Source organism: Rhizorhapis suberifaciens (assembly GCF_014200045.1).
In the GTDB taxonomy this organism is placed as follows: domain Bacteria; phylum Pseudomonadota; class Alphaproteobacteria; order Sphingomonadales; family Sphingomonadaceae; genus Rhizorhapis; species Rhizorhapis suberifaciens.
Map to the genome: position 1 here is coordinate 153,031 of NZ_JACHOV010000008.1, position 17,800 is coordinate 170,830.

At 59.5% G+C, this 17,800-nt stretch carries 14 protein-coding genes; 9 read left to right on the forward strand and 5 right to left on the reverse strand.

The window, feature by feature from the left end:
* The first annotated feature begins 93 nt into the window (after positions 1-93).
* Both HNQ99_RS11445 and HNQ99_RS11450 read left to right on the forward strand, forming a co-directional pair.
* On the forward strand, positions 94-1,092 hold the full coding sequence (locus HNQ99_RS11445) for a 2-hydroxyacid dehydrogenase (protein WP_184475783.1): 999 nt from the start codon (positions 94-96) through the stop codon (positions 1,090-1,092).
* A gap of 8 nt (positions 1,093-1,100) precedes the next feature.
* Positions 1,101-1,946 carry a glycosyltransferase family 2 protein gene (locus tag HNQ99_RS11450; RefSeq protein WP_184475784.1) on the forward strand — a complete coding sequence of 282 codons (846 nt, stop codon included), beginning with the start codon at positions 1,101-1,103 and terminating at the stop codon, positions 1,944-1,946.
* Between the two features lie 15 nt (positions 1,947-1,961).
* Here HNQ99_RS11450 and alr read toward each other — a convergent pair whose 3' ends face one another.
* Complete coding sequence (gene alr, locus HNQ99_RS11455) at positions 1,962-3,008, reverse strand: alanine racemase (protein WP_184475785.1); 1,047 nt, start codon at positions 3,006-3,008, stop codon at positions 1,962-1,964.
* Positions 3,009-3,030: 22 nt separating this feature from the next.
* On the reverse strand, positions 3,031-4,635 hold the full coding sequence (locus HNQ99_RS11460) for an MFS transporter (protein WP_184475786.1): 1,605 nt from the start codon (positions 4,633-4,635) through the stop codon (positions 3,031-3,033).
* 175 nt (positions 4,636-4,810) lie between these two features.
* On the opposite strand from HNQ99_RS11460, the gene HNQ99_RS11465 reads away from it, so the two are divergent.
* The 3 genes from HNQ99_RS11465 (at position 4,811) to HNQ99_RS11475 (ending at position 8,704) form a co-directional block, all read left to right on the forward strand.
* The gene (locus tag HNQ99_RS11465; protein ID WP_184475787.1) at positions 4,811-6,016 is read left to right on the forward strand and encodes a saccharopine dehydrogenase family protein; all 1,206 of its coding nucleotides are present in this window, start codon (positions 4,811-4,813) and stop codon (positions 6,014-6,016) included.
* Positions 6,017-6,136: 120 nt separating this feature from the next.
* Complete coding sequence (locus HNQ99_RS11470) at positions 6,137-7,309, forward strand: carboxynorspermidine decarboxylase (RefSeq protein ID WP_184475788.1); 1,173 nt, start codon at positions 6,137-6,139, stop codon at positions 7,307-7,309.
* Positions 7,310-7,507: 198 nt separating this feature from the next.
* Positions 7,508-8,704 (forward strand): type III PLP-dependent enzyme, encoded by a 1,197-nt coding sequence (locus tag HNQ99_RS11475; RefSeq protein WP_184475789.1) that lies wholly within the window; start codon positions 7,508-7,510, stop codon positions 8,702-8,704.
* A 59-nt stretch (positions 8,705-8,763) separates the two neighbouring features.
* On the opposite strand, the gene HNQ99_RS11480 is transcribed toward HNQ99_RS11475, so the two are convergent.
* Entirely contained in the window at positions 8,764-11,499 is a 2,736-nt protein-coding gene (locus HNQ99_RS11480) for a valine--tRNA ligase (RefSeq protein WP_184475790.1), read from the reverse strand.
* 99 nt (positions 11,500-11,598) lie between these two features.
* Between HNQ99_RS11480 and HNQ99_RS11485 the strand changes: the two genes are divergently transcribed.
* Positions 11,599-12,288, forward strand: a complete 690-nt coding sequence (locus HNQ99_RS11485) for an alpha/beta fold hydrolase (protein WP_184475791.1) — start codon at positions 11,599-11,601, stop codon at positions 12,286-12,288.
* Between the two features lie 20 nt (positions 12,289-12,308).
* Here the strand turns inward: HNQ99_RS11485 and rlmN are convergent, their stop codons facing one another.
* Both rlmN and HNQ99_RS11495 read right to left on the reverse strand, forming a co-directional pair.
* Positions 12,309-13,562: a 23S rRNA (adenine(2503)-C(2))-methyltransferase RlmN gene (rlmN, locus tag HNQ99_RS11490; protein ID WP_184475792.1), complete on the reverse strand. Its 1,254-nt coding sequence runs from the start codon at positions 13,560-13,562 to the stop codon at positions 12,309-12,311.
* A 111-nt stretch (positions 13,563-13,673) separates the two neighbouring features.
* Positions 13,674-14,162, reverse strand: coding sequence for a hypothetical protein (locus tag HNQ99_RS11495; RefSeq protein WP_184475793.1), 489 nt, complete (start codon positions 14,160-14,162; stop codon positions 13,674-13,676).
* Between the two features lie 166 nt (positions 14,163-14,328).
* Between HNQ99_RS11495 and dnaN the strand changes: the two genes are divergently transcribed.
* From dnaN to sucD, 3 genes are all read left to right on the forward strand, one after another.
* On the forward strand, positions 14,329-15,441 hold the full coding sequence (dnaN, locus tag HNQ99_RS11500; RefSeq protein WP_184475794.1) for a DNA polymerase III subunit beta: 1,113 nt from the start codon (positions 14,329-14,331) through the stop codon (positions 15,439-15,441).
* 230 nt (positions 15,442-15,671) lie between these two features.
* Positions 15,672-16,634, forward strand: coding sequence for a malate dehydrogenase (gene mdh, locus HNQ99_RS11505; protein ID WP_184475795.1), 963 nt, complete (start codon positions 15,672-15,674; stop codon positions 16,632-16,634).
* 199 nt (positions 16,635-16,833) lie between these two features.
* Complete coding sequence (gene sucD, locus HNQ99_RS11510) at positions 16,834-17,727, forward strand: succinate--CoA ligase subunit alpha (RefSeq protein ID WP_184475796.1); 894 nt, start codon at positions 16,834-16,836, stop codon at positions 17,725-17,727.
* The last annotated feature ends 73 nt before the right edge of the window (positions 17,728-17,800 follow it).

Consider the following 17,800-nt stretch of genomic DNA (forward strand, 5'->3'; position numbering starts at 1 on the left):
CTGCTTCAAGACGCCATTAATTGCTATCTTCATTTCCCACGAAGGACTCATTGTTGCTTGACCTTCCGGTCGACTAACGGATAGCCCCAGATCATGTCGAAACGACCCCGTCCCACCAATCCCAAGGTCATCGTCACCCGCAGGCTACCGCCCGGCACGGAAGCCCGGATGCGGGAGTTGTTTGACATCAGCTTCAGTCCGAACGACGAACCCATGAGCCGGGGCGCGCTGCTCAATTCCATGCGCAATTGCGACGTCCTGGTACCGACGGTTACGGACCATATCGATGGCGACCTGATCGAAGAGGCCGGCGACCGGCTGCAACTCATCGCCAATTTCGGCAATGGGGTGGATCATATCGATCTGAAGGCCGCCCGTGCGCGAAACATTCTGGTCACCAACACGCCCGGCGTTTTGACAGAAGACACCGCCGACATGACGATGGCCCTGATCCTGTCGGTGCCGCGTCGGTTGGCGGAGGGGGAAAAGCTGGTGCGCAGCGGCCGATGGGCCGGATGGAGCCCTTCAGGCATGCTGGGACACCGGATTGGCGGAAAGACACTGGGCATCATCGGCATGGGCCGCATTGGCCAGGCAGTCGCCCGCCGCGCCCGCGCTTTTGGGCTTTCCATATTCTACAATAATCGCAGGCGGTTGCCGCTCAGCGTTGAGCAGGAGTTACAGGCCACCTATGTGCCTGAACTTGACGCCATGCTGCAAACGTCGGACATCATCTCCATTCACTGCCCGCACAACGCCGAAACACACGAAATGGTCGATGCCCGCCGGATCGCGTCGATGAAACCCAGCGCCTATGTCATCAATACGTCCCGTGGGGAAATCGTTGACGAAATCGCGCTTATTGAAGCGCTGGAGGATGGGCAGATCGCTGGCGCAGGCCTGGACGTGTACAGCCATGAACCGGAGGTCAGCCCCAGATTGCTGGCGCTCAACAATGTCGTGTTGCTGCCGCACATGGGCTCTGCCACATTCGAAGGCCGCGCGGCGTCGGGCGATAAGGTGATCGCCAACATTCGGGTGTGGGCGGACGGACACCGTCCTCCTGATCAGGTGCTGGAAGGCTGGATCTGACCGGCGGTATGCGGCTGTGCACGGCCATATTCGCGCATAATGAGGAGCACCGGATCGGCACATGCCTTGCCAGCCTGCCACTTGACCAAAGCCTGACCGAATTTCACATTTTGGTGAACGGGTCCACCGACCGCACCGCCTCGATAGCGCATCAAATCGCGGCGGAACGGACCAACGTACAGGTTCACGAACTCCATCCGGGCGGTAAATCGCGGACATGGAACCGCTTCGTCTTCGACATCTGGAATGGAAGTCATGACGTCATGATCTTCATGGATGGAGACGCCGAGATTGCTCCTGGTTCTCTTGAAGCCTTGGCGGAGGCGCTGACGCGCTATCCAGGCGCCAACGCATCCAGCGGAATGCCAATGAACGGGCGCAAACACCTTACCTATCAGGAGATATTGCGGAGCGAGCGCGGGCTGTTCGGCGATCTCTATGCTGTACGAGGCGACTTTCTGCGGCGGATGCGGGACAAGAAGATCAGGCTGCCTGACGACCTGATCGGCGATGATGGCCTCATAGCGGCGCTTGCGGCGACGGACTTGCAGGATGAGGCGCACTGGGATCGGGAACGGGTTGTGCCAGCCGACGGAGCCGGCTTCTACTGCGAGCCAGTGAACGTCTTAAACCTGCGGACTTGGCGGATGCAGTACCGCCGGATGATCAATTACAGTGTCCGGCATTTCCAGAACCGCATCATTTCCAGCATCATGCGCGGGCCGGGCCCCGAGGCTCTACCCGGGCAGTTGCGGCCCTTATATCCTGCGTACCTGCCTAGTTTTAATGTTCGGCGGTCCGTGGATGTGGCGTGGTTCGACTTTCTAGCGCTGAGGCGAATGCGCGAGCCGTAAATGCACTCCGACGGGTTATTTCCAGTAACGCTCGAAACGATCACCCAGGCCGGATAGAAGTTCATATTGAGAAAGGCCGGAGATCGCGGAGGCGTTCTCCAGGCGATAATCCAGGCCAAGCCAATCGCCTTCCTTTAGCTCCGGCGCGTCCGATGCATCCACGATCAGAAGGTCCATTGAAACACGGCCAACAACCGGGAGAACAGCCCCCCCGGAGGTCAGCACATGGCCCTTGCTGGAAAAGCCACGCAGATAGCCGTCGGCATAGCCGACATTCAGGACCGCGACTTCCATATCGAGTTCGGCTGTTCGTGTGGCATTATATCCGATGCTCTCCCCCGCACGCACAATCTTGCGCTGGAGAATTTGCGCCTCGGGAAAGGCGATTTGCCGAATATGAGGGCGCGCTTCGGGCCGGGGGATGCCGCCATAGAGCGCCAGGCCAGGGCGCGTCAGATCGAATGCATAGGCCTGCCCATGGCAAATGCCCGCGCTGTTTGCCAGGCTATAGCGCTTGGCGGATACCTCCGCCCGCAATGACGAAAAACGTTCCAGCTGAACCGCGTTGAGTGGATGATCCTCATCGGCGCAGGCAAGATGGCTCATGAAGATATTGATCTTGAGGCCATCCAGCAGTTGCGATCTCGCCTCATCCAGGCTGATGCCGAGCCGGTTCATACCAGTATCGACCATGACGTCACAGAACCCGCCACTGCCATCCTTCCAGCGCCGAACCTGCTCCACGCTATTTAGCACCGGCCGTACTCCCGCCTGATACGCAGCCGCCATGTCTTCAGCCCGCACGCCATGCAGGACCGAAAGCGATATTCCATCCGGAAGCGGCAAAAGCGCCAGCGCCTCGGCCCAGGTGGCAACAAAGAAGTCCCGGCACCCTTCCTCCGCCAGATGGCGAAGAACTCCCGCGGCGTCTGTACCGTAGCCATTAGCCTTGATCGCCGCGCCGCAAGCGGCAATGCCGCTTTGCGCCTTCAGCCAGCGCCAGTTGGAGACGAGCGCTTGCTTGTCGAGACGGAGGCGAAGGGGCGAAGGAGGCAAAGTCATCGCCGGAGCGATAGCGCGCCCTTCACGCCGCGTCGAGACTTTGCCAGCGTGTTTCCTTCAGTCCGAAGATGGTAACAAGCAGCGCCATCAGGACCACGGCGAAAGTATACCAAAGCCCGGCATAGGGATCGCCCGTCTTCGCAACGATATACTGGCTGACCAGCGGCAGGAATCCGCCAAAATAGCCAGTGCCGATATGATAGGGAATTGACATGGAGCTATAGCGGATCCTGGGAGGAAAAAGCTCCGAAAGCAGCGCCGCCATCGGTCCGTAAGTCGCTCCGGACAATGCGCTAAGGACCAGAATGGCTACAATGATAAGCGCAATGCTTTGGCCAGAGGGGCGGACCTTTTCCAGATTATAGCCCGCATCGGCCAGCGCGGGCTCCAGCGCCTCAGCGGTATTTTCCGATACCAATGCGCTACCGATCCGGATCTGCGTCCGGTCCGCATTTGGCGTCTCGACCGTTTTATAGGCAACCCCGCGCTTTGAAAGCATATCCAATGCCTTGCCGCACTCGGTATCCTGTTCCTTGGCAAAAGGACTATAGCTGCAGTCGCTCCCCGTCACCACCACTGGCGCGCGGCGCGCGGCCTCGGCAAGGCCTGGATTGGCGGCGTTGCCCATCAGGTGGAACAGCGGGAATAGCAGCACCAGGGTTGCTGCATAGCCAAGGACTATCGGCTTTTTCCGCCCGATCCGATCCGACAGCCAGCCAAAGAAAACGAACCAGAAAAGTCCTGCCATAGCACCGACGCCAACGACCGTCTCGGCTATCCAACTTTCCATCCGCTGCGGCCCAGTCAAAAAGAACAAGACCCCATACATGGCGGTATACCATATAACGGTGAGGCCGGCCGCCAGGCCAAAGAGCGCCACCAGGATCCGCCGCTTGTTTCCGGGATAGGTAAAACTTTCCTTCAGCGGATTGGCAGAGGTCTCCCCCGCCTCCTTCATCGCCTTGAAGACAGGGCTCTCGCTGAGTTTCAGGCGCATGTAGAGCGACACGGCGAGCAGCAGCAGCGAAAAGACGAAGGGAATGCGCCAGCCCCAGTCATTCCAGGCGCCGTCGCTGATCACCGACTTGGTGCCCAGCACTATGAGGATGGAAAGAATGAAGCCACCCGCGACGCTCGCCTGGATGAAGCTGGTGAAAAAGCCGCGCTTTTCATCAGGCGCATGTTCGCTGACATATATGGCGGCGCCGCCATATTCACCGCCCAGCGCCAAGCCCTGGACGATCCGGAGCAGGATGATGATGACAGGCGCCGCCATGCCAATAGCGGCTTCGGAGGGAACGAAACCTATTGCCGCAGTGCCAAGGCCCATCAAAGTGATGGTGACAAGGAAGGTATATTTGCGGCCGAGCTTATCACCCAAATAGCCGAACAATACGGCTCCCAGCGGACGAAAGCCGAAACCGATCGCGAACCCGGCGAGGGAAAGCAGAAGCTCCAGCGTCACATTGCCTGTGGGGAAGAAAACACGACCGATGATGGGAGCCAGAGTTCCGTAGATAAAGAAGTCATACCATTCGAAAACGGTGCCAAGCGAGGATGCGCCGATAACGAGTTTAATGTCCTTTTGGCTGGGCTCCTGTCCCGCCACCGCCGCGCTACTGGCCATTCTATCCCCCATAATCTTTATTCCGGAGCCTATTAGCCATGACTCGCAAGGGCGGGCAAGCGGCATAACACTCAAGGAGCCCTTACGTTTTTCGTAACGCCGTGACTTTGCTCTGTCATGCGCGGCCCCTATATGGGCTCATTCGAACTAGCTTTTTCCACCATGGGAGCATGAATTGAGCAAGGTACTTGTCATTGGCGCGGGCGGTGTAGGTTCCGTGGCTGTCCACAAAATGGCCATGAACCCCGACATCTTCAGCGACATCACGCTCGCCAGTCGGCGGATCGCAAAATGCGACGCCATCGCAGAATCCGTGAGGGCGCGCACGGGCATCATCGTGAAGACGGCCGAGGTCGATGCCGACGATGTTGAGGCCACGGCGGCGCTGATCGAAAAGGTGAAGCCTGCGTTGGTGGTGAACCTTGCCCTTCCCTATCAGGACCTTTCCATCATGGAAGCGTGCCTGAAAACCGGGGTCAATTATCTCGACACCGCCAATTACGAACCGCGTGATGAGGCCAAGTTCGAATATAAATGGCAGTGGGCGCTACACGACCGGTTCAAAGAGGCAGGGCTGATGGCGTTGCTCGGATCCGGCTTTGATCCAGGCGTAACGAGCGTTTTTGCCACCTATCTCAAGAAGCACCATTTGGACCGGATCGACACGCTCGACATTCTTGATTGCAATGGCGGGGATCATGGCCAGCATTTCGCGACAAACTTCAATCCGGAGATCAATATCCGGGAGGTGACGGCGGTCGCTCGCCACTGGGAAAATGGGCAGTGGGTGGAGACCCCGCCGCTGTCCCATAAGCAGAGCTTCGACTTCGACCAGGTGGGGCCGAAGAACATGTACCTCATGTATCATGAGGAGATCGAATCCCTCAAAACGCACCTGCCGGAGATCAAGCGTATCCGTTTCTGGATGACCTTCGGCGATGCTTATCTCAAGCATCTCGAAGTGCTTCAGAATGTGGGCATGACGCGGATCGATCCCGTGATCTACGAAGGACGCGAGATCATTCCGCTGCAGTTCCTGAAAGCCGTGCTGCCGGAGCCCGCCAGCCTTGGCCCCACCACACATGGCAAGACCAATATCGGCGACATTGCCACAGGCGAAAAGGACGGCGCGCAGAAGACCTTCTATATCTACAATATTTGCGACCATGAGGACGCATTTGAAGAAACCGGCAACCAGGCGGTAAGCTACACGACCGGCGTGCCCGCGATGATCGGCGCGGCAATGATGCTGACCGGCTCGTGGAAGGGCGAAGGGGTCTTCAACATTGAACAATTCGATCCCGACCCCTTCATGGACATGCTGAACAAGCACGGTCTGCCCTGGCAGGTAAAGGAATTAGCGGGCCCGCTCGAATTTTGATTTTTCTATCGTCGTCCCCGGGGAAGCGGGAACCCATCTGCTGACCCATCCACTTGGCTCGGCAACCGGAGATGGATACCCGCCTTCCCGGGGGATGATGCCTATTTTGGAATGAATGCCATGGAAACCAGAGCCGGCGATCCCGGAGCCTTTGCGCATTTCGACCTCGGTCGCGTTCCCTCCCCCAGCTTTGTGGTGGACGAGGCCGCGATAAGGCGAAACCTTGCCATCCTGAAAGAAGTGCGGGACCAATCAGGCATCAGGATGCTGGCCGCGCTCAAAGCCTTTTCCATGTGGTCGCTGGGCAGCGTGGTCGCCGAATATCTGGATGGAGTCTGCGCGTCGGGAATCTATGAAGCACGCCTCGGCCGGGATCATTATGGTGGCGAACTTGCAACCTATTGCGCCGGATACAAGGCAGATGACCTACGCCAGATATTGGCGCTTTCCGACCATATCATCTTCAACAGCCCAGCGCAGATCGCGCGCTTCCGTCCGCTGATCGAAGATGCGCGCCGCCAAGGCAGGCAATTCGATGTCGGACTTCGCATCAATCCCGAACATGCGGAGGGCGAAGTCGAAAAATATGACCCCTGCCAGCGGCATAGCCGCCTGGGTCATCCGCTCAGCCAACTCAAGGCCGCTGACCTGGAGGGCGTTTCCGGATTACACTTTCATACGCTCTGCGAGCAGGATTTCCTACCGCTGGAGCGCACTTGGGCGGCAATTGAACCGTTGGTCCGTCCGCACCTGCCACAGCTCAAATGGCTGAATTTCGGCGGCGGACATCACATCACACGCGCCGACTATCAGCGTGATAGCCTTATTGCCTTTCTTAAAGGGGTTCGCGAAACGACCGGCCTCGAACTCTATCTTGAACCGGGCGAAGCGGTCGCGCTGGATGCCGGCATATTGGTCGGCGAAATTCTGGATGTCATCGACAACGGCATGCCGGTCGCTATCACCGACATCAGCGCCACTTGTCACATGCCTGACGTCATTGAGGCGCCATATCGCCCGGCGATGCTGGCTGAACCGAACGATGGGCCGTTGATTCGGCTTGGTGGCCCCTCCTGCCTCGCCGGAGACGTGATCGGCGATTATCATCTGCCCCAAGCCGTGCATGTGGGACAGCGAATCGCCTTCCTGGATCAGGCGCACTATTCGATGGTGAAGACCAACACCTTCAACGGCGTGCCCCTGCCCTCAATCTATCTGTGGAACAGCGAAGCCGACTCGCTCCGCGAGGTGCGGACGTTCGATTATGACGACTTCCGAAATCGGCTATCATAGCAAGGAAGTGCACTTTCCGACCCGCCGGACACGCAAAGCGGCACGCCCGGTTATCACCGGAAACCCGCGCAAAGATTCTTTCCCCCAAAGTCTTTACATGGGGACCCCCAGTTTATATATCGCGCCCCTGCTGCCCCATGGGACTTCCACCGCAAGGCAGCTTGTTAAGTCGCCGAAATACACTGGAGGTCCCTTGAGTTGTACAAGCATCATAGCGCGCTGGGGATAGCTACTGCCCTCAAACCGGTCGATCCGGTAACGCTCATTCGTCCACAGGCTGCACGCCGGGCCGCACGATTCTTCGTTGAGAAGTTTCCGGGCAAGTCGCTCTATGCAGTCAAGGCCAATCCCTCGCCAGAGCTTCTGACGACGCTTTGGGAAGGCGGGATCACGCATTATGACGTGGCCTCGATCGCGGAGGTACGGCTGGTTGCTCGCGTCCTGCCAGAGGCCGTCCTGTGCTTCATGCATCCCGTGAAGCCTGAAGAGGCGATCGCCGAGGCATATCATCAGCATGGCGTGCGTGTGTTCTCGCTGGATACGATGGACGAGCTCGCAAAGATCATGCGCGCCACGGACAACGCGTCGGACCTGTACCTCTGCGTTCGCATGCGCGTTTCATCGGACTATTCGAAGTTGAGCCTGGCATCCAAATTCGGGATCGAACCGAGCGAGGCCAAGGAATTGCTGATGGCTACGCGTCAGGCGGCGGATGCACTCGGCATCTGCTTCCACGTCGGCAGCCAGGCCATGACGCCGCACGCTTATACCCAGGCGATGGAGCGGGTCCGGGCGGCCATCGTCGGCGCGTCGGTCACCGTCGACGTCATTGACGTGGGCGGCGGATTTCCGTCCGTATATCCAGGAATGGAGCCTCCCGCGCTGGAGCTTTATTTCGACGCCATCGACCGCGCCTTCGAAAGCCTGCCGATCAGCTATTCCGCTGAACTATGGTGCGAACCCGGCCGGGCGCTGAGCGCCGAATATAGCAGCCTGATCGTGCGCGTGGAGCGTCGCCGGGATGAAGAGCTTTACATCAATGACGGCGCGTATGGAGCGCTGTTCGATGCCGCTCATGTCGGCTGGCGGTTTCCAGTCAAGCTGCTGCGTGAGGAAGAGAGCGAAGCGGACATGGAAGCATTCAGCTTCTATGGGCCGACCTGCGACGACATGGACCATATGGCAGGACCCTTTCTGCTGCCTGCGGACATCAAGGCCGGCGACTATATCGAGATCGGCATGCTCGGCGCCTATGGCTGCGCCATGCGTACGGCATTCAACGGCTTTGGTTCGGGCGAGCTTCATGAAGTCACCGACGAGCCGATGGAAAGCCTCTACCGCGAGGATGCCATGCCGGCGAAGCGGCCCGCAACAGTGGTATCCATCAAGGGTTGAGCCGATCGATTGGTTTGGGCTCCTGTGCAGGCAGGAGCCCAACTTCCTTAAATCAGCGCCTACCCTAACCGTTGCAGCGCCGCCTGCAGGCGCTCCGCTTCAGCGGACTTGTCGGCAAAATCCTCACGGGCCTTCGCAACAGCCTCCGGCTTGGCGCGTTCGACAAAGGCGGGATTTTCGAGACGCTTGGCAAGCGCATCGCGTTCCTTTACCGCGGCTTCCAACCCCTTGACGAGCCGAGTCCTTTCCGCGCCAAGATCGATGACGCCTTCGAGCGGCAGAACATAAGTCGCCTCATCGACAACTACTTGCGCCGCTCCGCCTTCGGCAGCCGGATCGAAGGACAGTTTCTCCACACGCGCCAACCGCGCCAGAACGCTGGCCTGTCGTTCAAGACGTTCGACTGTTACCGCCGATGCGTCACGGACATGAACCGCCATCCTGGCTCCTGGAGGTACATTCAGTTCGGCTCGCGCCGTGCGGATGCCGGAGACGAGCCGGATCAGCCAATCGATTTCTTCACTGGCCGACCGGTCCAGCGCATGAGCGTCAGGCTGCGGCCAATGGGCGATGATGATCTCGTTGTCGCGTTCCCCAAGAGCATGCCACAATTCTTCGGTGACGAAGGGCATGAACGGATGCAGCATAACCAGGATCTGGTCCAGCACCCAGCCGGCGACGGCCTTCGTCTCATCATCCATCTGGCCTTTGATCAGTTCCAGATACCAGTCGCAGAAGCGATCCCAGACGAAATGATAGATTGCGTTCGCGGCCGCATCGAAGCGCAACTCCGCCATGGCGAGATCAAGCGCCTGAACCGTCGCCACCGTCTCTGCAATGATCCAGCGGTTGACGGGCAGAGCCGCATCGGGCGCACGCAGCGTGCCGCTCGCACCGATGCCGTTGGCTTGGCAGAAACGCGCCGCATTCCATAGCTTCGTCGCAAAGTTGCGATAACCCTGGACACGGTTTTCGTCCATCTTCACATCGCGGCCCTGGCTTTCCATCGCCGCCATGAAGAAGCGGAGGGCATCGGCGCCATATTGGTCGATCAGGCCCAGCGGGTCGACGACATTGCCCTTGGACTTGGACATTTTCTGGCCATCGGCCGCGCGGACAAGGCCATGGAGATAGAGCCGGCGGAACGGCACTTCCTTCATAAATTCGATGCCTTGCATAATCATCCGCGCATCCCAGAAGAAGAGGATGTCGAAACCGGAAATCAGAAGGTCATTGGGGTAATGGCGCTGCAACAGCCCCCCCTCCCCTTCAGGGGAGGAGCCGGGGGTGGGGGCTGTCATTTGTGCGGTGCCGTCGTGGGACACAGGCCCCACCCCAACCCCTCCCCTGAAGGGAAGGGGCTTTTGAGTCGCATCGGGCCAGCCAAGGGTGCCAAAGGGCCAGAGGGCAGAGGAGAACCAGGTGTCGAGGACGTCCGGATCGCGGCTAAGGGACTTGTTGCCGGCCTGCGCCTGGGCCTCCCCCTGATGCTCAGCGACATAGACATCCCCGTCAGCATCGTACCATGCCGGGATCTGGTGCCCCCACCAAAGCTGGCGGGACACGCACCAGGGCTGGATATTCTCCATCCAGTTGAAATAGGTCTTTTCCCACGTCTTGGGGATGATCTCGATCTTGCCGGTCTTCACCGCCTCTATCGCCGGTTTGGCTAGCGTTTCTGCATCCACATACCATTGATCGGTCAGCCATGGTTCGATCACAACGCCGGAACGGTCGCCGAATGGCGTCTGGATCACGCGATCTTCGATCTGTTCAAGCAACCCCGCCTGTTCGATCATGGCGACGACCATCGTCCGCGCTTCGAACCGGCCGAGGCTTAGTAGCTCGCCTGGAATAAGGCCGTCCGACGTCTGAATCACCTTCGCATCGGCATCCAGCATGTTGAGCATGTCGGCGGCCTTGATCCCTGCCCGCTTGCCGACCTCAAAGTCATTGAAATCATGTCCCGGCGTGATCTTGACCGCGCCGGAACCCAGTTCCGGGTCAGCATGTTCGTCACCGACAATCGGAACAAGGCGGCCGGTAATGGGCAGACGCACCCTCTTTCCGATGAGTGCCTTATACCGCTCATCCTCCGGGTTCACCGCGACAGCCATGTCGGCGAGCATCGTCTCGGGCCTGGTGGTGGCGACAGAGATGTGTCCGGACCCGTCCTCCAGCGGATATTTGAAGTGCCAGAACTTGCCCTGCACTTCCTTGGTCTCGACCTCCAGATCGGAAATCGCGGTTTTGAAACGCGGGTCCCAATTGACGAGACGCTTGTCGCGGTACAGCAGGCCACGGTTATACAGATCAACGAAGACCTTGGTCACGGCCTTCGAAAAGCCCTCATCCATGGTAAAGCGCTCATTGGCCCAATCCATGGACGCGCCAAGGCGGCGAAGCTGGCCGGTGATCTGGCCGCCGCTCTCCTCCTTCCATTCCCAGACCTTTGCGACGAATTCTTCGCGCGTGAAATCGGTGCGCTTTTGCTGCTGCTGCGCCATTTGCCGTTCGACGACCATCTGCGTCGCAATGCCCGCATGGTCGGTGCCCACCACCCAAAGCGCATCCTTGCCGCGCAGCCGCTCATAACGGATCACAATGTCCTGCAAAGTATTGTCCAGCGCATGGCCGACATGAAGCGACCCCGTCACATTGGGCGGCGGATTCACGATGGTGAAGGGTTGGGCGTGGGGCCTTTCGGGCCGGAAGAGTCCGTTGCTCTCCCAATGGGCATACCAACGCGCCTCCATGGCGGCGGGATCGAAGGTCTTTGGCAGTTCGTTAGTCATGATCGCGCTTTAGCGGGTGCTGGGCGCAGGTCAAATAGGCAGGATAGCGCCGGGCGCGATTCTGCTATAGCGATGGGTAGATCAGGGAGAACCGAAAGCATGCAAATTGTCCTTATACCAGGGCTGATGAACGACGGCTGGGTCTGGCGCCACCAGATCGGGGCGCTGAGCCGGATTGCGCCCCTCATGATCGCGCGGACGGATGGCTGCGGCACGCTGCAGCAAATGGCCGAACGGATCGTGAGCGGCACCGTCGGCCCATTGGCTGTGGTCGGTCATTCCATGGGCGGACGCGTGGCATTGGAGGTCGCGGCACTGGCGCCGGAGCGGATCGCGAAGCTCGTGCTTCTGGACAGCGGCGCTCACGGCCCGAGCGAACATGAGAGGGAAGGACGGATGAAGCTGGTCGAGACCGCCCGGCAGGAGGGCATGGCGGCGGTAGCGCGGGACTGGCTGCCGCCGATGATTGGGGCGGCGAACCGGCGCAACCAAGGGTTGGTGCATGGCATTACAGAAATGCTGGAGCGCTGCACCCCTGAGACCTTTGCGCTTCAGCAGCAAGCGCTCTTGACCCGCCCTGACAGAACGAATCTTTTTGCCTCTCTCACCTGCCCTGTCCTGGCCGTAACCGGCAGCGAGGACGAATGGGCTCCGGTGACCCAGCATGAAGCCATAGCCCAGGCAGCGCCGCAGGGTCACCTGAAAGTCGTGGAAGGCGCAGGCCATATGTTGCCGGTGGAAGCGCCCGAAGCGGTCACTCGGATATTGGCGGAGTTCCTTGCCGATTGATTTTTGTGAGACGGACGCTTTTAACCTAACGCGGCCAGCTTTTCTTCCGCCAGCCGGTCAAGCTCCGCCCGACTCTTCTTCTCGGAAGCCGATTTCAACTGCCCGCAGGCGGCCATGATATCGCGCCCGCGGGGAGTCCGAACGGGCGCGGATATACCCGCTTCAAAGATGATGTCGGAAAAGCGCTTGATCCGCTCATGACTGGAACATTCGTAAGATGCACCGGGCCAGGGGTTGAAAGGGATCAGGTTGACCTTGGCCGGCAGGCGGTATTTGCGGATCAGGCGGACAAGTTCCCGCGCATCCTCATCGCTGTCATTCTTGTCTTTCAGCATCACATATTCAAAGGTGATGCGCCGGGCATTGTTTGCGCCCGGATAGGCGGCGCAGGCTTCCAACAGTTCCTCAATGCCATATTTGCGGTTGATCGGTACGATTTCATCCCGGACATCTTTGGTCACCGCGTGTAGCGACACGGCAAGGTTCACGCCGATCTCTTCTCCCGCGCGCGCCATCATCGGCACGACCCCGGAGGTAGAAAGCGTAATGCGTCGCTTGCTGAGCGACAATCCGTCGCCGTCCATCACGACCTTCAATGCGTCCCGGACATTATCGAAATTATAAAGCGGCTCACCCATGCCCATCATGACGATATTGGTGAGCATCCGTCCATCTGTGGTATATTGCGGCGCATCGTCATCTTCGTCATCGCCCGCGTCATTAGCGGCGGCCATGTTCCCCCGAGGCCATTCGCCCAGTGCGTCGCGGGCCAACATTACCTGCCCCACGATCTCCCCTGGAGTGAGATTCCGCACGAGCCGCATGGTGCCAGTGTGGCAAAAGCGGCAATTCAATGTGCAGCCCACCTGGCTGGAAACGCACAACGTGCCGCGGTCGGCATCCGGGATGAACACCATTTCATAATCCTGGCCGTCGTCCGAACGGAGCAGCCATTTGCGGGTGCCGTCAGAGGAGACCTGCGCCTCCACCACCTCTGGCCGGCCAACGACGAAGCGCTCCGCCATCCAGCCGCGCATAGGCTTGGCGAGGTCGGTCATCCGTTCGAAATCGGTTTCGCCGCGATGATAAAGCCAGTGAAACAATTGCTTGGACCGCAGCTTCGCCTGCTTGGCGTCGAGGCCAGCCTCCTCCAGCACGGAACGGATCTGGACTTTGTTCAGACCAAGAAGATCAATGCGGCCATCATCACGCGGGGTTACTTCGCGCGGCACTGGCACGGGGTCTATATGGCCGGGAATCTGCATGGCGCGCATATAGGTGCAAAGGCGCGAAAAAGCCAGCGGCGAGGAAGTGGCTCAGTTTCCTCGTCGAAGCCGGACTATCAGAGGACGGCTTCAGGCTGTGCCGGCGGAGTGGCGATGATGCTACAATCTCGCACACGCCAAAGCCGCCGCATCAATGGCCGTCGCCGCCCCGCGCAGGCCGTAGAGATCAACGAAACGGGAACCATTTTTGCCTGCCCCCCGTACACTCATGCTGGCACCCATCCGGATAGCGGCGATGATCGCGGCGTCCACGCGCTTGTTCGGCGCCCATGCGTCCGCGCTGCCCGCGATCAGGTCAAAGCGGCGAACTCCAATGGCCAGCATGACTGGAGACTTCAGGTCCCGTTCCCGGCTCAAGCGAAAATGCACTTGGCCGCGAACGCCCTTCCTTGGCCAATAGCCCACGGACGCAAAGGCGCGCCAGCGGCCATTGCTCGCCCGCCTTTCCGGCTCGGCAATGGCATAGCAGCGGGGTGGACCAGGATCCCGGAACGCCCCCCAGCTTCCGAACACGCCCAATGATTCCCGAGCATGCGCCGGAGTCACCAGAGTCATTGCCGCCAGGAAAAAAAGGAACGCGCGCTTCATCTCCGCGCCACCAAGCGCAATTATAGCGGCTTTGCAAGCATTGGCACTACAAAAGCGTCTCGTCCCTCCTTGCTCCGCTCATCATAGCTGGTAATGAAGGAAAGAATCCTTTCACCACAGCGGCCCACCATTCCTTGGCAGGGTCAGAATAGAAGCGGAACAGGGAATGAAGGCGACAATAGAACGGGCGACTTTGCTCAAAAGCCTTAGCCACGTGCAATCGGTGGTGGAACGGCGCAATACCATTCCCATCCTGTCCAATGTTTTGATCGAGGCCACCTCCGACGGCGCGATCAAACTGATGGCGACGGATCTCGACCTCCAGATTGTTGACACCGTTCAAGCCCAGGTGGAGACCCCTGGCGCAACCACGGTTTCCGCGCATACCTTGTTCGACATTGTCCGCAAGCTGCCCGAGGGAAGCCAGGTGTCATTGTCGGCGGCGGAGGGCAAAATGCAGGTCAATGCAGGCCGCGCCCGGTTTAGCCTGCAAACTTTGCCCCGCGACGATTTTCCCGTGATTGCCGAGGGTGATCTGCCGGTCAGTTTCGAGCTGCCCGCCTCTACCCTCATCCAGATCATCGACAAGACGCGCTTTGCCATTTCGACTGAAGAGACGCGTTATTATCTGAACGGCATCTTCTTGCACGTGTCGGATGAAGCCCAACCGGTGCTGAAGGCTGCTGCGACTGACGGTCATCGCCTCGCCCGGGTAACCGTTCCCCGGCCGGATGGTGCGGAAGGGATGCCGGACATCATCGTGCCGCGCAAATGCATCGGTGAGCTGCGCAAGCTGCTCGACGAAGTGGACGGCAGTGTGCTGGTCGACTTGAGCGCCAGCAAGATCCGCTTTGGCCTGGGCAGTGCGATTCTGACCAGCAAACTGATCGACGGTACTTTCCCCGATTACAGCCGCGTCATCCCGACCGGCAATGACAAGCTGCTCCGGATCGACCCACGCAGCTTTGAGGAAGGCGTTGACCGCGTCGCCACGATTGCCACGGAAAAGACCCGCGCCGTGAAGATGGCTTTGGACCGTGACAAGATCACTCTTTCCGTTACCAGCCCTGAAAACGGCACCGCGGCCGAAGAAGTGCCGGGCGACTATAGCAGCGAAGCGTTTGAGATTGGCTTCAACGCCCGTTATCTGCTGGACATATTGCAGCAGATGCAGGGCGATCTGGTCGAGCTTCACTTGGCGGACGCCGCAGCGCCCACATTGTTGCGCGAAAATGACAAGAGCGCGGCGCTTTATGTGCTGATGCCGATGCGAGTCTAAGGCTTCGCCCCGTAAAAATCATGAACGCCCCGCCCACCAGCGGGGCGTTTTTGTTTGACCTTATACAAACTTCCCTTGATATCTTTTTGAAGATTATTGCGCTTGCGAATGAGTTGCAAAGATAATCGGCTTCAGGCGCTTTTGAGCGGTTGAACTCTTTATAATTTATCCCTAAGCGGGCGGGGCTTTTTCTCTGCCGGTCGTTTGCCGGCCCTTTGGGAGTTGATATCATGGCCCGTAAGAAGATTGCGCTCATTGGTGCCGGCAATATCGGTGGGACGCTGGCGCATCTCGCTGCATCGAAGGAACTGGGCGACGTCGTCCTCTTCGACGTGGTCGAGGGCGTGCCGCAGGGCAAGGCGCTTGATCTGGCGCAGTGCGGTCCGGTCGAGGGCTTCGATTCGAAAATCACCGGCTCAAATGATTATGCCGACATAGCGGGCGCGGACGTGATCATCGTCACTGCCGGCGTTGCTCGCAAGCCGGGCATGAGCCGCGACGATCTGCTGGGGATCAACCTGAAGGTCATGAAGGCGGTTGGCGAGGGCATCAAGAACAACGCTCCCAACGCTTTTGTCATCTGCATCACCAATCCGCTTGACGCGATGGTGTGGGCGCTGCGCGAGTTTTCCGGCCTACCGCACCACATGGTCGTCGGCATGGCGGGCGTGCTGGATAGTGCGCGTTTCAGCCATTTCCTTGCCGAAGAGTTCAATGTCTCGGTGAAAGACGTTACTTCGTTCGTGCTCGGCGGCCACGGCGACACGATGGTTCCGGTCATCGAATATTCGACGGTTTCGGGCATCCCCATTCCCGACCTGATCGAAATGGGCTTTTCAACGCAGGAGCGCATCGACGCGATCGTGCAGCGCACCCGTTCGGGCGGCGGCGAAATCGTTGGCCTGCTCAAGACCGGCTCTGCCTTTTACGCGCCCGCGACCAGCGGCATTGCGATGGCCGAAGCCTATCTCAAGGACAAGAAGCGCGTCCTGCCCTGCGCGGCCTATGTCGATGGCCAGTACGGCGTCGACGGCCTCTATGTCGGCGTACCGGTGGTGATCGGCGCGGGCGGCGTGGAGAAGATCATCGAGATCAAGCTCAGCGAAGAGGCCAAGGCAAATCTGGACGTGTCGATCGATGCGGTGAAGGAACTGTTGGTCGCTTGTAAGAATATCGACGGTTCACTCGCCTGATATATATCCCGGCGCAAGGCGCGTCCAGCTCTGCCCAATCGTCCAGATAATTAGGTGGAAATGCATATGAAGGAATGGCGCCGGGCACCGAAAATTTGCGAGATCGAGGCGGAGAATCCCGGTAGGGACGATTTGTTTTTGTCTCTGGCGTAGCAACTGGGCTCCGGCCTTCGCCGGGGTACTGAAAGGACGGAATTAGATGTCAATTCTCGTGAACAAAAACACGAAAGTGCTTACTCAGGGGATGACCGGCGCGACCGGCACGTTCCATACGGAGCAGGCGCTGGCTTATGGCACGCAGATGGTCGGCGGCGTGACGCCGGGCAAGGGCGGCACGACCCATATCGGCCTGCCGAACTTCGACACGGTGCAGGAGGCCAAGCAGGCGACCGGCGCGGACGCCAGCGTCATCTATGTGCCGCCGCCCTTCGCGGCTGACTCCATCCTGGAAGCCATCGACGCGGAAATCCCGCTTATCGTCTGCATCACCGAAGGCATCCCGGTTCTTGATATGGTGCACGTAAAGCGGGCACTGAGCGGTTCCAAGTCGCGTTTGATCGGCCCCAATTGCCCGGGCGTCCTGACGCCGAATGAATGCAAGATCGGCATCATGCCGGGTAGCATTTTCCAGAAGGGCAGCGTCGGCGTTGTTTCCCGCTCTGGCACGCTCACTTATGAGGCCGTGCATCAGACCACGGCAGCCGGCCTTGGACAAACCACTGCGGTCGGCATCGGCGGCGACCCGGTCAACGGCACCAACTTCATTGACGTGCTGGAACTATTCCTGGCGGACGATGCCACTGAATCCATCATCATGATCGGCGAAATCGGCGGCAGCGCTGAGGAAGAGGCCGCGCAGTTCATCAAGGATGAGGCGAAGCGCGGTCGCAAGAAGCCGATGGTCGGCTTCATCGCCGGACGTACTGCTCCTCCGGGCCGCCGCATGGGCCATGCTGGGGCGATTGTCTCCGGTGGCCAGGGCGGCGCGGAGGACAAGATCGCCGCCATGGAAGCGGCGGGCATTCGCGTGTCCCCCAGCCCGTCCGAACTCGGCACCACCCTTGCCGCGTTGCTGAAGGGCGTTCCCGCCTAAGGCGATAGCACGCCGATCCGTTCTGTTTTCAGAACAAGCCAGAAAGCCCGCCGCTTTTCCCGGCGGCGGGCCG

Excerpts from the sequence above, each read along its gene's own strand:
- HNQ99_RS11445 (WP_184475783.1), top strand. The coding sequence starts at position 94 with ATGTCGAAACGACCCCGTCCCACCAATCCCAAGGTCATCGTCACCCGC.
- HNQ99_RS11450 (WP_184475784.1), top strand. The coding sequence starts at position 1,101 with ATGCGGCTGTGCACGGCCATATTCGCGCATAATGAGGAGCACCGGATC.
- alr (WP_184475785.1), bottom strand. The coding sequence starts at position 3,008 with ATGACTTTGCCTCCTTCGCCCCTTCGCCTCCGTCTCGACAAGCAAGCG.
- HNQ99_RS11460 (WP_184475786.1), bottom strand. The coding sequence starts at position 4,635 with ATGGCCAGTAGCGCGGCGGTGGCGGGACAGGAGCCCAGCCAAAAGGAC.
- HNQ99_RS11470 (WP_184475788.1), top strand. The coding sequence starts at position 6,137 with ATGGAAACCAGAGCCGGCGATCCCGGAGCCTTTGCGCATTTCGACCTC.
- HNQ99_RS11480 (WP_184475790.1), bottom strand. The coding sequence starts at position 11,499 with ATGACTAACGAACTGCCAAAGACCTTCGATCCCGCCGCCATGGAGGCG.
- HNQ99_RS11485 (WP_184475791.1), top strand. The coding sequence starts at position 11,599 with ATGCAAATTGTCCTTATACCAGGGCTGATGAACGACGGCTGGGTCTGG.
- rlmN (WP_184475792.1), bottom strand. The coding sequence starts at position 13,562 with ATGCGCGCCATGCAGATTCCCGGCCATATAGACCCCGTGCCAGTGCCG.
- HNQ99_RS11495 (WP_184475793.1), bottom strand. The coding sequence starts at position 14,162 with ATGAAGCGCGCGTTCCTTTTTTTCCTGGCGGCAATGACTCTGGTGACT.
- dnaN (WP_184475794.1), top strand. The coding sequence starts at position 14,329 with ATGAAGGCGACAATAGAACGGGCGACTTTGCTCAAAAGCCTTAGCCAC.
- mdh (WP_184475795.1), top strand. The coding sequence starts at position 15,672 with ATGGCCCGTAAGAAGATTGCGCTCATTGGTGCCGGCAATATCGGTGGG.
- sucD (WP_184475796.1), top strand. The coding sequence starts at position 16,834 with ATGTCAATTCTCGTGAACAAAAACACGAAAGTGCTTACTCAGGGGATG.